At 40.4% G+C, this 14,705-nt stretch carries 14 protein-coding genes and 1 other RNA gene; 11 read left to right on the forward strand and 4 right to left on the reverse strand.

What is annotated here, in order from left to right; genetic code table 11:
• Window positions 1-115 precede the first annotated feature (115 nt).
• Window positions 116-493: a VOC family protein gene (locus FTU64_RS07275; RefSeq protein ID WP_180004259.1), complete on the reverse strand. Its 378-nt coding sequence runs from the start codon at window positions 491-493 to the stop codon at window positions 116-118.
• Between the two features lie 169 nt (window positions 494-662).
• Between FTU64_RS07275 and FTU64_RS07280 the strand changes: the two genes are divergently transcribed.
• The 3 genes from FTU64_RS07280 to FTU64_RS07290 all read left to right on the forward strand — a co-directional run bounded on the left by FTU64_RS07280 (window position 663) and on the right by FTU64_RS07290 (window position 3,453).
• Window positions 663-1,607 (forward strand): GGDEF domain-containing protein, encoded by a 945-nt coding sequence (locus FTU64_RS07280; protein WP_180004261.1) that lies wholly within the window; start codon window positions 663-665, stop codon window positions 1,605-1,607.
• A 394-nt stretch (window positions 1,608-2,001) separates the two neighbouring features.
• Window positions 2,002-2,451, forward strand: a complete 450-nt coding sequence (locus FTU64_RS07285) for an ABZJ_00895 family protein (RefSeq protein WP_168379056.1) — start codon at window positions 2,002-2,004, stop codon at window positions 2,449-2,451.
• 66 nt (window positions 2,452-2,517) lie between these two features.
• Window positions 2,518-3,453 (forward strand): TIGR01777 family oxidoreductase, encoded by a 936-nt coding sequence (locus FTU64_RS07290; RefSeq protein ID WP_180055316.1) that lies wholly within the window; start codon window positions 2,518-2,520, stop codon window positions 3,451-3,453.
• A gap of 21 nt (window positions 3,454-3,474) precedes the next feature.
• Here the strand turns inward: FTU64_RS07290 and thiO are convergent, their stop codons facing one another.
• Entirely contained in the window at window positions 3,475-4,599 is a 1,125-nt protein-coding gene (gene thiO, locus FTU64_RS07295) for a glycine oxidase ThiO (RefSeq protein WP_180055318.1), read from the reverse strand.
• A 138-nt stretch (window positions 4,600-4,737) separates the two neighbouring features.
• A complete protein-coding gene (hemB, locus tag FTU64_RS07300) occupies window positions 4,738-5,751 on the reverse strand; it encodes a porphobilinogen synthase (protein WP_180059487.1) in 1,014 nt (337 codons plus the stop codon).
• 107 nt (window positions 5,752-5,858) lie between these two features.
• Here hemB and FTU64_RS07305 point away from each other — a divergent pair, with 107 nt between their 5' ends.
• The 3 genes from FTU64_RS07305 to FTU64_RS07315 all read left to right on the forward strand — a co-directional run bounded on the left by FTU64_RS07305 (window position 5,859) and on the right by FTU64_RS07315 (window position 9,303).
• Window positions 5,859-6,356, forward strand: a complete 498-nt coding sequence (locus FTU64_RS07305) for a thioesterase family protein (protein ID WP_180059488.1) — start codon at window positions 5,859-5,861, stop codon at window positions 6,354-6,356.
• A 262-nt stretch (window positions 6,357-6,618) separates the two neighbouring features.
• Window positions 6,619-7,770, forward strand: a complete 1,152-nt coding sequence (locus FTU64_RS07310) for an efflux RND transporter periplasmic adaptor subunit (RefSeq protein ID WP_180059489.1) — start codon at window positions 6,619-6,621, stop codon at window positions 7,768-7,770.
• A 6-nt stretch (window positions 7,771-7,776) separates the two neighbouring features.
• Complete coding sequence (locus FTU64_RS07315; RefSeq protein ID WP_180059490.1) at window positions 7,777-9,303, forward strand: DHA2 family efflux MFS transporter permease subunit; 1,527 nt, start codon at window positions 7,777-7,779, stop codon at window positions 9,301-9,303.
• 69 nt (window positions 9,304-9,372) lie between these two features.
• Here FTU64_RS07315 and glpK read toward each other — a convergent pair whose 3' ends face one another.
• Window positions 9,373-10,857 carry a glycerol kinase GlpK gene (glpK, locus tag FTU64_RS07320; RefSeq protein ID WP_180022282.1) on the reverse strand — a complete coding sequence of 495 codons (1,485 nt, stop codon included), beginning with the start codon at window positions 10,855-10,857 and terminating at the stop codon, window positions 9,373-9,375.
• A 128-nt stretch (window positions 10,858-10,985) separates the two neighbouring features.
• On the opposite strand from glpK, the gene ssrA reads away from it, so the two are divergent.
• The 5 genes from ssrA (at window position 10,986) to FTU64_RS07345 (ending at window position 14,693) form a co-directional block, all read left to right on the forward strand.
• Window positions 10,986-11,345: a transfer-messenger RNA gene (gene ssrA, locus FTU64_RS07325) on the forward strand.
• 174 nt (window positions 11,346-11,519) lie between these two features.
• A complete protein-coding gene (locus FTU64_RS07330; RefSeq protein WP_180052720.1) occupies window positions 11,520-12,719 on the forward strand; it encodes a tyrosine-type recombinase/integrase in 1,200 nt (399 codons plus the stop codon).
• Window positions 12,720-12,793: 74 nt separating this feature from the next.
• Entirely contained in the window at window positions 12,794-13,594 is an 801-nt protein-coding gene (locus FTU64_RS07335; protein WP_180052719.1) for a hypothetical protein, read from the forward strand.
• 122 nt (window positions 13,595-13,716) lie between these two features.
• Window positions 13,717-13,962: a transcriptional regulator gene (locus tag FTU64_RS07340; protein ID WP_180052718.1), complete on the forward strand. Its 246-nt coding sequence runs from the start codon at window positions 13,717-13,719 to the stop codon at window positions 13,960-13,962.
• 218 nt (window positions 13,963-14,180) lie between these two features.
• Window positions 14,181-14,693, forward strand: a complete 513-nt coding sequence (locus tag FTU64_RS07345; protein ID WP_180052717.1) for a hypothetical protein — start codon at window positions 14,181-14,183, stop codon at window positions 14,691-14,693.
• Window positions 14,694-14,705: the final 12 nt, after the last annotated feature.

Genomic DNA, 14,705 nt, shown 5'->3' on the forward strand with positions numbered 1-14,705 from the left:
AAAAAATTGATTGGGGTCTAAAGTATCACAGATGTTCACATTTTCGAGGGTGATTAATCATTCATACGTCAAACTAAGTCGTTCTCGACAGTTACAAGGTCATCAATCTAAGCTGTTACTGTGCATTTGAATCGACTTGTACGAGGCCAAAGGTATTGTGGTCTGGGTCTAAGAAATAGCCTTGCCAACATTGACCAGGAATCGCAAATTTTTCCATGGCAATTTGACCACCCTGCGCCAAAATTTTCTCAGCGATATGGTCGAAATCTTCAACTTCAAAACTACAGGTAAATGCATTGGTGCCGCAGTGCGTTGGTGGAGTCTGAGCAGGGCGCTCTAAGAGGCCACCATGAATGCCTTGAGTTTCAATACGGAAGTATTGAATCGGTAGCCCTTCAACTGGGATAAATGACCAACCGAAAACCGCAGAATAAAAGGCAACTTCACGCTTTGGATCGGAGCTTTGAATTTCAAAATAGCAGAGCTGGTTCATTGTTATTACTCTTTGTTTGATGGATTGCACATTTCAAATAGCAGAGATTTGAAATTAGGCTAAAAAATACCAAGAACTAGGAATATAAAATGTTGTTCTAATCCTGTATATAGATCAATTGTTGTACAGCAGGTGTATTACCTGCATTTGGGGTAGCAGGAGATGCAACATGCCAAATAATCCTTTTGATGAAGAAAAACTTGCAAATAGTATGGTGTATAAGACTTTATTAGAGTCTACATTAGCCATTCCTTGGTGTATTGATTGGGACAGTAAAACATTCAGCTATATTGGACCGCAAATTGAAAAGTTGCTCGGTTGGAAGCAAAATACTTGGCGCACCGTTCAGGACTGGGCATCACGTATGCATGAGGAAGACCGTGATTTTGTGCTGAATTATTGTGTTTCGCAGTCGATGGCTGGTATAGATCATGAGGCAGATTATCGCGCACTTAAAGAGGATGGTTCATATCTTTGGATACGTGATGTTGTGCATGTCGTGCGTAAACCAAATGGTGATGTAGATTGCCTCGTAGGATTTATGTTTGATATTTCCGAACGTAAAAAACAAGAAGAACAGTTACAAAAATTGCAACGTCAGCTCGAAGAATATTCATATAAAGATGGCTTAACCGGTATTGCCAATCGACGTTTGTTTGATGACTTTTATCAACGCGAATGGTTGAACGCGATACGCACACAAAAGCCACTGAGTTTAATTCTGATCGATTTGGATTATTTTAAACAATACAACGACTTGAATGGTCATGTGATTGGGGATACATGTCTGCGTCAAATTGCGAAAAGTTTGGAATCTTGTTGTACACGACCTCGTGATTTAGTCGCGCGTTTTGGTGGTGAGGAATTTGCTTGGATTTTACCAGAAACCAATGAGGCAGCAGCAGCAGTGATGGCCGATAGAATTATGGAGGCCGTGCGTGCTGCACGATTACCGCATAAAGCTTCAGCGGTGTCTGAACTCGTCACACTCAGCATGGGGGTAAAAACCATTATTCCATCAGATCTAGATAATCGAATGCAATTTTTGGATCAGGTCGATAAAAACCTCTATGTAGCGAAAAGACAGGGGCGTAATCGCTATTGTGCTGCATAACATGGCTTTGCTGTTGTGACTTATTTTAAAGTTGCAGCAAGTTTTTAGTCAGTCGATATTTTATCGGCTGATTTTTTTGGGTGTAGAATATAAAAATTAAATGCTGAATACATAAGGCACAAAATAAAAGACCGACGATTCGAGTGATGATGAAATCGTCGGTCAAAAAATCGATTTCAAATTTAAGTGATGGCTGCTGTTCATACTTAAATTCAAAATGAAACTTATTGCTTTTAAAAAGGTCACCGAAACATTGTGGATGCCGTCCAAATCATCGGTTGCTACAGACCTTGTACCCTATATAACGTAGCTGATTACAGATTGGTTGACATGAAAATGAAAAAAAATGCATTTTTTTTTATACTAGGTGTCAACTTCTTCTTGGGTTAGGGTCATGGTGTCTTTAACACGTTATTTTTTCTTGTTTTTTTTCATTTGTTTAATCATGACCTGTATTTGCGGTGTGATCGCAGCATTATTGCCACAGGGTGTGGGTGGTATTTTAACGGTCGTACCCTATCTGATTGCCATGATCGTGGTGTTATTTCGGTTTTTAAATAAAAATCAGAGAGCACCGACACAGGCAGAACGTAAAAAATTTACCCTAGGTTTTAGCCTGATTTTTTGGTTATATAATTTTGGTTTTGTACTTTTGGGTATCGCAATTTTTTCAAGAAAAGATCCTGAAATTTGGCAAAATTTAATGCTCTATGTTCAACATCCTCAGTTTATGAGTTTAATGGTGATCATGTTATTACTGATGGCTATCCCTTTGTATTTAATCACCTATTGGTTTTATGGTCCGCAAGCACAGCGGATGGCTTCTCAAAAGTTTGGCGCATAAAGCTTGATCATCTGGTGATCTTGTTCTATAGATAACAGTATTATTTCATATAGATAAGAACAAATTATGCATCAGCCCACAGTACTGCTGACGGGTGGCAGCGGTTTTATTGGCACACATCTCATCAAGGCACTTTTAGCTGCGGATTATAAAGTGATTGGGCTCAGTCGTAAGGCTGGGCGTATTTCTAAATCACCACATTTAACTTGGGTACAGCAGCTCGATCAAATTCCTCATGACAGAATTGATTATGTGATTAATCTTGCAGGTGAAAGTATCGGCAAAGGTCGCTGGACAGAGACGCGTAAACAGCAATTATTAGAAAGTCGGGTCAAAACCACAGAAGCGCTGTATCAATATTTACGTAAACGTAAAATTTTTCCGAAATGCATTATTTTAGGTTCGGCTGTTGGCTATTATGGTATTGATATTGAAGAACAATGGACAAAAGTGTGCGATGAAAATGCTGCACCACAAGCCATTTTTATGTCAGAGCTATGCCAAAGTTGGGAGCAAGTCACACGCCAATTTCCTGAACAAAATACCATTATCACACGACTAGGTGTGGTCTTGGCTGAAGGTGGCGGAATCTTACCGCAAATGCTGCGACCGATTCAGCTCAATTTGGTCAACAAAATAGGTTCCGGTCGGCAGCCTTTTGTGTGGATACATATACAAGATGTGATCCGAAGTATGCTGTTTTTAATGAAACAAGCAGAGAAAAAACATGCATTGCTTGAACCCACGCCAATCGATCCGCATATTTTTAATTTAGTTGCGCCTGAAAAATCGACACAGGCTCAATTTGCGCAGATTGCAGCACGTCAATTAGCGAAAAAGCCGTGGCTCAATGTGCCTGCAATTGTTTTTAAAATTTTATTGGGTGAGCAATCGCAATTAATTTTAAATGGTCAACTGGTTCAGCCAGCTGCTTTATTACAGCAAGGCTTTGAGTTTAAATTTCCGACGTTAAAAGAAGCCTTGCAGGATTTATTGGCTTAGTTGAATTTGACCTATTGACCATTATTCGACGCTTAACAATGCATCTTGAAACAGGCGAGTTGGACTATAGTTGTCTGCATTGAATGAAGGCGTTTCCCCAGTCATCAGTTCAGCCAATAACTGAGCTGAAGCAGGTCCCATACATAAACCATTTCTAAAATGCCCAAAATTTGCCCATAGATTGTCGAAATTTGGCATCTGCCCAATATACGGAATCCCTTCAGGGGAAGATGGACGCAGGCCAGCCCAAGATTTCACAATCGGAAAGTTGGCAAGCTCTGGCACCATGTCAAAGCACGATTCTTGAATATGCTGTAAGGTTGCATCTGTGGTCTGAGTATCAAAACCACATTGGCGCATACTTGAGCCGCAAACCACATGACCATCTTGGCGTGGAATCAAGTACATGACTTTATTCATGCACATGGTCGGCAACCAGTTCTGCGGGGTTTTAAAAAGAAGCATTTGTCCCTGCACAGGTTGTACGGGTATCTCAATGTCCAGTTGTTCACTCCACTCGGCTGACCAAGCGCCCGTGGCAATAACGAATTGATCTGCTGTATGTTGCGTACCATCTGCGGTGGTGATGGACTGGATACGATTATCCGAACGGTTTAATTGGTGGATCGGGCAATGTTCATAAATCTGAACTTTAGGATGCTGCTGTAAATAAGCCGTTAATGACTGCAAAAGTCGTGGATTACGGATGTTGGCTAATTGCGAAAAATAAATTCCATGTGCAAAGCGTGCTGAAATGTGAGGATTAATCTGCTCAATTTGATCGGATTGTAAATAATCAGCGTGTTGCATTGGGTCTTGGTGCAAACGGGCATAATCTAAGCCAATTTCAAAATCATCTTCATCAAAAATCAGCATGCCAGTTTCATGAATTTCAAAATCAATCCCAGTCATAGGTTTTAATTTTTCATTCCATTTTTGGTAGCTCTGCTTGCCATAACGTGCGAGCGCATTGACTTCATTGGGATATCGCCAAGGATACATCGGGGAGAGGATGCCACCACCAGCCCATGATGCGGCAGAACCTGTGCGTTGTTGGTCGAAAATCGTCACCGTACAACCGCGTTCAACGAGTTCCAATGCGCTGAGTAAACCACTAATACCCGCCCCAATAATGGCAATATTCATGTTCTTTTAACCGATGAATGTATGAGTTTGATCTTAACTTCAGCAACGCCGAAGTTTTTCTTCCAAGACTGTTTTTTAAATTTTACAGATATAAAAAAAGCCTTTCTGAACGTTACCATTTCAGGAAGGCTTTGCAGGTTATTTCATGTCTTTCAACATGAGTGCTGCATCTTCAGCAAAGTAAGTCCAGATCCCATCTGCACCTGCACGGCGGCAGCTCATAAGCGATTCGATAATCACGTTTTCAGACAGCCAACCATTTTGAATGGCACCTGCCAACATGGCGTATTCGCCACTCACTTGATAGACAAATGTTGGAACACCGAAATTATCTTTGACTTCACGGACGATATCTAAATACGGCATACCCGGTTTTACAATCACCATGTCGGCGCCTTCTTGGATATCCAGTGCGATTTCATGTAAAGCTTCAGCACGGTTACCGATGTCCATTTGATAGTTATATTTATTGCCACCTTTGAGGTTGCTTGAAGAACCTACCGCATCACGGAATGGCCCGTAAAAGCTAGACGCATATTTTGCAGAATAAGCCATGATGTTGGTATAGATATGGCCATTGGCTTCAAGCGCTTGGCGAATCGCACCGATACGACCATCCATCATGTCACTTGGTGCAACCACATCTGCACCCGCTTCGGCATGGCTGAGTGCTTGTTTAATTAAGCATTCAACGGTTTCATCATTCAGTACATAGCCGGTATCATCAATGATACCGTCTTGACCATGTGTGGTGTATGGGTCGAGCGCACCATCAGTGATGAGAACCATTTCTGGTAGTTCTTTTTTTAATAAGCGGATGGTGCTTTGGACTAAGCCATCTTCATGCCAAGCTGCTTCAGCCGTTAAACTTTTATCTTCCTGTGGTGTAACTGGGAACAAAGCTAATTTTGAAACACCCAATTCGAGTAAACGTTCTGCCTTTTTTAGTAACAAGTCAGCAGATAGACGCTGTACGTTTGGCATGCTTGGAATATCTTGAGTTTGTTTCTGGCCTGGCAACACAAATACTGGATAAATGAGATGATCAGTCGTCAGTTGAGTTTCACGCACCATGGCACGAAGCTGGTCATTTTTACGAATGCGACGCATGCGAGTGGCAGGAAAAGCTGGACGATTGAACGTATAGGTCATAACAATCTCATTGATCAGTATTAAACTTTGACTATTGTAGACGCATAATGAGGGTTTGGCGCACCCCGTATTATTTTTTTATTCAATGACAGCGATTCGAGTAGGCTATGACAGATGTAAATAAGAGTTGGACCGGTAATATTGACCTAAACTCGAAGATTGAAATCGATACTTTATTAAATAACATTGCTCAAGCATTTAACAGCTCCCCATTTTTTGTACACAATGCCATGAAAATGACGGTGATTGATGGTCAGATCGAAGCACGTGTCGACATGGCCAGTAATTTAATTGGAAATGTCGCATTCCAAATTTTACATGGTGGTGTAGCGGCAACCTTACTCGACAGTATCGGTGGTATCTCTGCAATGGCAGAATTGTATAAAAAGGCCACAGCTGAAGATCTAGCAGAAACGAGTAAAAAGGTATCTCGCTTAGCTACTGTCGATATGCGTGTAGATTATTTGGCGCCAGGACGTGGACAGTATTTCCTTGCACGAGCTGAAACCTTACGTTTAGGCCGTAAGGGTTGCACTATGCGTATGACCATGGTCAATGATGAAGGTAAAGCGATTGCAACGGCGATTGCATCGTATGCTTATTAAGCCATTTTTAAGTTAACACATTCAAAATGATGAAAAAATAAAGTCCAGTATTGGCAGCAGGGCATGATTTTATCCTGTTGCCGACGAAAAAAAGACTGACGAGTTACATTTTCTATTCTCAGGATATGATTTTTTAGCTTTAAAATGCCGGAAAATTGAAGAAGATAGACTTTCTCACGACACCATTATCTGACAGCAAAGTTGACATGCTTTGCAAAGCTCATGATGCCATGACCAAGTCTGCTAGATTTAGGACAAATCTATGACAGATACCGTTAGTAACCTGCCAGAAACCCCATCTACAAAGCAGCCCACCGATCAGGAATTAAAAGCACGCAGAAAAAAAGGCCTTGGTATAGTGGCTGTATTGATCGTGATTGCTTTGGTGATGTATTTGATTTGGTCAATATTTCTAAATCATTCCGTCAGTACCGATAATGCCTATGTCGGTGCAGAAACAGCGTCGATTACCTCGATGGTCACGGGGCAAGTGGCAGATGTTTTGGTGAGTGATACGCAGCAAGTGAAAAAAGGCGATGTGCTTGTTCGCATTGATGCGCGCGATGCTGAAATTGCCTTAGCTCAGGCACAGGCTGAATTACTTAAAGCAAAACGCCAATACAAACAAACTGCGGCGAATAGCAGCTCTTTAAACTCACAAATTTTTGTCAGTGATGATGCAATTCATAGTGCAAGCGCACAAGTCGCCAAGGCACAAGCCGATCTGAATAAAGCTCAAGATGAATTACAACGTCGTCAACAATTGGCTGCTTCAGGTGCGATTTCTAAAGAAGAATTAAGCACAGCGCAAAGTGCTGTGAATACAGCTAAAGCTAGTTTTGATGTGGCTCAAGCAGGACTTGCTCAAGCCAAATCTAGTCAAAAAGCGGCACAAAGTAATAAAGCTGCGAATGATGCATTAATTCAAGACAGCAATGAAAACTCAACCCCAGATGTTTTAGTTGCACAAGCACGTCTACAACAAGCTCAGTTGAACTTAGAACGTACACAAATCAAAGCACCCTTTGATGGTGTGGTGACACGTCGTAATATTCAAGTTGGACAACGCATTGCACCGGGAACGTCATTAATGATGGTAGTGCCAGTCTCTCAGTTATATGTCGATGCTAACTTTAAAGAAAGTCAATTGGCAGGGGTGCAAGCGGGTCAAAAAGTTGAACTGACGTCTGATCTGTATGGTGACAAAGTTAAATTTAATGGCATAGTCACTGGTTTTTCTGGTGGCACAGGTTCAGCATTTGCCTTGATTCCGGCACAAAATGCCACAGGAAACTGGATTAAAGTGGTTCAGCGTTTACCTGTGAGGATTCGTTTAGATCCAAAAGAGTTGGCAGAACACCCACTACGTGTGGGGCTGTCTATGGAAGCGACGATTGACCTGAAATCGAAGTAATTGCCTATGAATCAGCAAATGCAAATGACTGACCTGAAAGGTGGTCGTCTGATTCTCGCTGCCTTGGTCTTGGCATTGGCGAACTTTATGGTTGTGCTCGACATGACCATTGCCAATGTATCTGTGCCGCATATTACTGGTAGCCTTGCAGTATCGGCATCCCAAGGGACATGGGTCATTACCTCTTATGCTGTGGCAGAAGCGATTTGTGTGCCATTAACCGGTTGGCTCGCTGGGCGCTTTGGTTCTGTACGGGTTTTTGTGATCAGCCTGTTTGGCTTTACTGTATTTTCGATACTGTGTGGTTTATCGACCAGTTTGGAAATGTTGGTGTTTTGCCGAATTGGGCAAGGTTTGTTTGGTGGCCCGATTATGCCACTGAGCCAAACGTTGTTAATGCGTATTTTCCCTCCTGAAAAGCAATCCCAAGCCATGGGCATGTGGGCAATGACCACTGTAGTTGGCCCCATTTTAGGTCCAATTTTGGGTGGTACGATCAGTGATAATTTATCTTGGCATTGGATTTTCTTTATCAATATTCCTGTCGGGATCGGTTGTGCAATCGCAGCGATGCGCTTACTGAAAACGGCTGAAACTCCAACACAGAAATTGAAAATTGACCGCGGTGGTTTACTGCTGTTGGTGTTGTGGATCGGTGCCTTGCAATTGATGTTGGACTTGGGTCATGAACGAGATTGGTTTAATCATCCATTTATCGTGGTACTGGCACTGACGGCATTTGTCGGGTTGATCGTTTTTACGATTTGGGAGCTGACTGAGCGGCATCCTGTGGTGAATATACTGCTGTTTAAGTACCGAAGCTTTACCATTTCGGTCTTGGCTTTGGCCTTTGGTTTTGGTGCCTTTTTTGGCAGTATTGTCCTGATTCCGCAGTGGTTACAGATCAACTTGGGCTATACCGCAACGTGGGCAGGTTATCTCACGGCAACGATGGGCGTCGGTAGTCTGACCATGTCGCCAATTGTTGCGAAGCTTGCAACCAAGTACGATCAACGTGCTTTGTCGAGTTTTGGTTTAAGTATTTTGGGCGGTGTAACCCTTATGCGCGCCTTTTGGACCACGGATGCGGACTTTATGGCTTTGGCTTTACCGCAAATATTACAAGGTTTTGCCGTTCCATTTTTCTTTATTCCCTTGTCAAATATGGCCTTAGCATCTGTACTGCCACAAGACATGGCATCTGCAGCAGGTTTGATGAACTTCTTAAGAACCATGGCAGGGGCAATTGGAGCCTCGATTGCAGTAACCATTTGGGATGATCACACCAAAGTCGCACGCAGTGAAATGGTCAGTAATTTACATGTTACTGAGGTACAAAACACCTTGGTGAATCATGGAATGAGTTCAGAAGCTGCTTTGGGATATATCTCCAGTTTGGTGGATAAAGAAGCCTTAACGCTTTCAGCCAATCATGTGTTTTTAGTCTTGGCGGGTGTCTTTATATTCGCCGCACTGATCATTTGGCTCTGTCCGCGACCTAAAGCAGGTGTGGGTGGCGGTCATGCACACTAAATAACATCAAGTATAAAAAACCGCTCATTCGAGCGGTTTTATATTGCATACGGCGTTGATTGAAAAAAATCAAAGATCCGAGCGCGCCCGTTTGAGTGCAGATTGCCACTGAGCCAAATGAAATTCACGTTGATCTGCATTCATTTTTGGTTCAAAAGCACGTTCTAATTGCCATGATGCAGCAATTTCATCAAGATTTGAAAACACACCCGCTTTGAGTCCAGCCATTGCGGCAGCACCCCATGCAGTTGATTCTAAAAGTTTAGGACGCAGTACAGGCACATTTAAGATATCGGCCTGAAATTGCATCAGCATATCATTGCTACTGGCACCGCCATCGACCCGGAGTTCTTTAAGTGGACTAGACAGGTCTGACTGCATGGCGGTCAATACATCCGACACTTGAAAGGCAATGGCCTCTAAGGCGGCACGAGCTATGTGGGATTTATTTGTACCACGTGACATTCCACAGAGGAGGGCACGGGCATCACTATCCCAATGCGGAGCGCCTAGCCCAGTAAAGGCAGGAACCAAAACCACGCCATCGGTATGCTCCACTTGGCACGCGAGTTTTTCAACATCACTGCTTTTTTGAATAATCCCTAAACCGTCTCTTAGCCATTGCACAATGGCACCCGCCATAAAGACACTGCCTTCGAGTGCATAATGGGTTTGGTTTTGTGCTTTCCACGCCAATGTCGAGAGTAGTTTATTTTGACTATATTGAACTTCAGTGCCGGTATTAAACAACATGAAACAGCCTGTACCGTAGGTATTTTTGGCTGTACCGGCTTCAAAACAAGATTGACCAAATAGCGCAGATTGTTGATCACCTAAAATGCCGGTAATGGGAATGTTTGCGCCAAGTAAACCTGTAGCGGTATCTGCAATATATTCATCTGAACTGATGATTTTAGGAAGGACCGAAAGGGGAATATCAAATAATTCTAAGAGTTCTTCATCCCAAGCTTGTTGCTGCAAGTTCATTAGCATGGTTCGTGAGGCATTGCTTGCTTCAATCACATGCTCTGCACCTTGTGTCAGGTTCCACACCAACCAACTGTCAATCGTGCCGAAAGCCACATGACCTTGCTCTGCGAGTTCACGTAGACCTTGGGTGTGTTCTAATAACCAGACCAATTTCCCAGCACTAAAATAGGGGTCGATACGTAAACCGGTCTTTTTGTGAATGAGGTCATTGAGGTTTTGTTGAGTTAGTTGCCCACACCACTCGGTTGCACGGCGGTCTTGCCAGACAATTGCAGGAGCGAGCGGTTGACCTGTGCGTTTATCCCAAACCACAGTGGTTTCACGCTGATTGGTCAGGCCAATGGCTTTAATGTCTTTGGCGAGGATACGGGCAGAAGCGAGCGCTTGCTGTACGACGGCAATTTGGGTACTCCAAATTTCCTGAGCATCTTGCTCCACCCAACCCGAATGTGGGGTTTGAATATGGGTTTCCCGTTGAGCTGTAGCTTGAACTTGTCCATGTTCGTTAAAAATGATCGCACGACTTGAAGTCGTTCCTTGATCGAGTGCCAATAAATAGCTCATATATTTTTCTTTTGCGGTCTTGAAAAATAAAATATTAACGCAATTATGTAATTAAGCGCAGATCAATGTGTAATTGTTTCAAAATTGCATCGCAATTTTTTGCAGTTATGCTATGATGACGCTACTTTGGGGATGTTTCTGGCTTCGACGCTGGTGATGAAACTCATAGATGCATGTCGAGAGCGCATTTTCTCTCGTAAATCAAATTTGCATATTTTAGTCGCAAACGACGAAACTTACGCTCTAGCTGCCTAAGGGCAGCTTGTCCGCATCCCTGAATACTTGTGGTTAGGGGTCCCGACTGAAGCGAACGCACACAAGTCCGTATAAGATCAAGCCTTGGGGTCTTATACTAAATCTTAAAGGATCGCGATTTGTACCCTGTTCGTCGGGTCACAAAGAGCTAAATCAATAGACGATATCTAAGCATGTAGTATTCTCGAGCGTAGTGCTGGCGGACGCGGGTTCAACTCCCGCCATCTCCACCAAAATTCAAAAGTAAATCCGAAGATCTTCAAAGATCTTCGGCTAAAGGCTTGAATCCTAAGGGTTCAAGCCTTTTTTGTTTTAAGATCATTGCATATCATTTAAGAACATTTTGAAGTGAAGCTGTACACGTAGGGTGTACACAGCGGAAAAATTGAACTGGATGTGTACAAATCATGAAGCGGACACAAATAAAGCGTTTTCCGATCGCTGATACAGCATTGGAAAATCTAGAACCTGAGGCAAGTGAGTACCGAATTAAAGACAGCGAAAATCTTTATTTTAGGGTTGCTCCAAGTGGGAAAAAATCTTGGGTTTTTCGGTATAAAAAAGAAGATGGAAAATGGTCTTGGATTAGTTTGGGCTCTTATCCGCTAATATCAGGTGCTAAGGCAAGAAAAAAAGCTCGGGAATTACTTAATGATATTGTTGATGGTAAAAATCCAGTTTTTACTAAGAAACAATTTCAAGAAAAAGAGTTGAATGAGCGCAAAGATTTATTTAAGGCTCTCGCACAAGAATGGTTGGAAATCCGTAAAGGAAGTTGGGTCGAAGGGACTTTTGTAAGAAATAAAGGTGCTTTGGAAAAACATATTTTTCCTAAGTTTGGTCATAGGCCTTTTGATACGATTTTGGCCGTTGAATGGTTCAATCATTTAAGAAGTATCCAAGCTGAGCAAGGTATTAACGAACAGGTTAAGAGAATTTTAACAATGTGTCGGGATATTTATAATTTAGCAAAGGTTACAGGGCGCATAGAATATAATCCGCTTGAAGGTATACATAAATATCTAGAACCAGCTACTCCCAAAAGTATGCCCCATGTACGAACAGAAGACGTTCCTGAATTGCTTAGAACAATTCGTAGATATCCGACAGAAGACACTAGAATAGGCCTAATGCTTTTAAGCTATCTATTCTGCAGACCTTCTGAACTTAGAGAAGCGACCTGGAGTGAATTTAATTTAGAAAAGAAGTTATGGTCTATTCCAGCTGAGCGAATGAAAAAAAGACGTGAGCACATAGTCCCATTGTCAAAGCAAGTCTGTAAATTATTACTACGGTTGAAAGAGCTTAATCCTAAAAGTGAATATTTGTTTCCGAGTAGATTGAATCCAAGCGAACCTGCTTCAGAAACTGTATTCATAATGGCTTTACGTCGTTTGGGATATCAAGGTCGTCAAACACCGCATGGATTTAGGCATATCGCATCAACGATTCTTAATGAACATGATTATGATGAACGACATGTTGAATTTTCACTTGCACATGTAAAAGGCGGTGTTGAGGGTAAATATAATAAAGCGAAGTATTTGCCTCAACGTGTAGTGATAATGCAGGAATATGCTGATCATTTGGATAAAATTTCAGCATAAAAAACTCAATAATTTTCACAAAATGTCTAATAGGCATTATAAAGGTAAGGTTATCAACAAACCTTACCTTTTTTATGACTTTATTACCAATAATTGAAAAGTTAGAAGAACTAAAAGCAAATGATATTTATGGAGCAGAAATTGTAGATGCTATTAAGAGCTCTAATCTAAGCTTATATTTTTATTATGATGGATTTGTTGGCCTAACAGATAATCAAGTTGATTGTAAGGATTTAGATAAAAATATTTTTGAAGTTGTTAGGTATGAAGGATATCTAAAACTAGATAACAAGGCTTTTAACATAAAAAATATCTATAATATTGTTAGGAGTTTAGATTTAAAGAGTGAATTTATAGTAAACACTGCTATTAATGGTGATGAATTGGTCTGCTTGTTAAATGGGCCAAGTAATATTAATTTACCTGCAAAATTTGGAGAATTTTTTTCTAAAAAAATAAATTTAGATCTTAATTTAAAAATGAATAATTTATTTGTTGAAAGAAAATGTTTATTAAATCTTCTTGGTGGGTTGGAGAATGAAAAGGCTATAAATAATAATTTTTCTATTGAAAATGATGAAGATATTGGCGGGTTTACTAATGTGGAGGAATATCTGAGAAAATTATCTGAATTTAATAAAAGTAATTTAAATGGAGATTTTCCCAAAAAAATAATGGTTATAATTGATGCTTATTGTTCTATGTATGTTGAAAAAAAATATTATAAAACTGAGAAAAACTTAAAGCATACAGATTTATTTCAATTATGCGCTATGGATTTAGATAGAAAATATGATATCAACCAGACTTTTATAAAAGAAATTGAAAAAATAACAAATCCAAAACCCCAATATGTTGTCACTGATAAAAAATAAATACATTATAAAACAAGTGTTTACACTGAGGTGTCACCTAAATATCAAATCGGTGTGTTCACTCCTACCTTGAATGATTTGTATAAATCTTCGCAGATCTTAGAGAAGTTAGGAGTGATCTCATGAAGAAAGATAAAGTGGAGGTCAAAGTGAGTACTGGTAAAGTATTCCTTGACGAAAGACTTCGTATTAAGCAGTCAACATTATGTAAGATGCTTGATGTTACCCCACAGACCATTAGAGAGTTAAGGGAAACTGACCCCAACTTTCCAGTAGCAATAAAGCAAAATGATAAACGTCAAGCCGCAATTTATTTTGATTATAACGAAATTGTTGAATGGCATGAGAATCTAAAAAAGTCTCGTTAATCAATTAAATTGAGATAGTTTTTCCTGTTCTTAAAGCTCATTATATTTAGGTATAAAAAAGCAGGCAATAACAAGAAATACTATCTCAACCCGAAAATAAATTTTAATAATCTCTAAATATAACATCAGTTTAAATTCTTTTTGAATTTATGCTCTAGGCTTTGCTACGCCTAAAAAAGCCAAACTGAATTTTTAGAGCATTATTTTTGGAGTTCATAATGTCCAAAAAATATTCAAAATCAAAGCAAAAAGTCAAACATCGTAGTACGAGTCACTCGAAGATTGTGGTTGAAAAAACTCAATTGGACATACTTAAGACTGTACTTAATCAAACTGGCTCTAGTGTAACCCTGCAAAAGAAGGTCCAAGGCCAAATACTTACTTCAATTGCTAAACGAATCAGTGACGATCTTGAATGTTTTAAAACAGCATGTGCTTATTTACCGGATTCGATCAAGCAAGATCAGAAGGTTTGGGTTGAGGCTCAAACAAGTTATGTTTTTTGGTTCGAGCTTTTTGATTATTTAAAAAGTGCTTCAATTAAGAAGGAATCAAGAAATTATTTGTTTAACAGGATTTTTGAATATTTAAACCAAAAAGATAAGACGGAAATAAGGTTTTATATTAATAAGGAGGTGTTTAAAAAACGTGGATATTCTAATCATGAAAAATTATATAAGAGTGATTTTGTGAAATTTTTTAAATTGCCTAAGAATTTTAATGAATATTAAGAGTTATTTTGG

This window comes from Acinetobacter sp. YH12128 (genome assembly GCF_013418655.1).
In the GTDB taxonomy this organism is placed as follows: domain Bacteria; phylum Pseudomonadota; class Gammaproteobacteria; order Pseudomonadales; family Moraxellaceae; genus Acinetobacter; species Acinetobacter amyesii.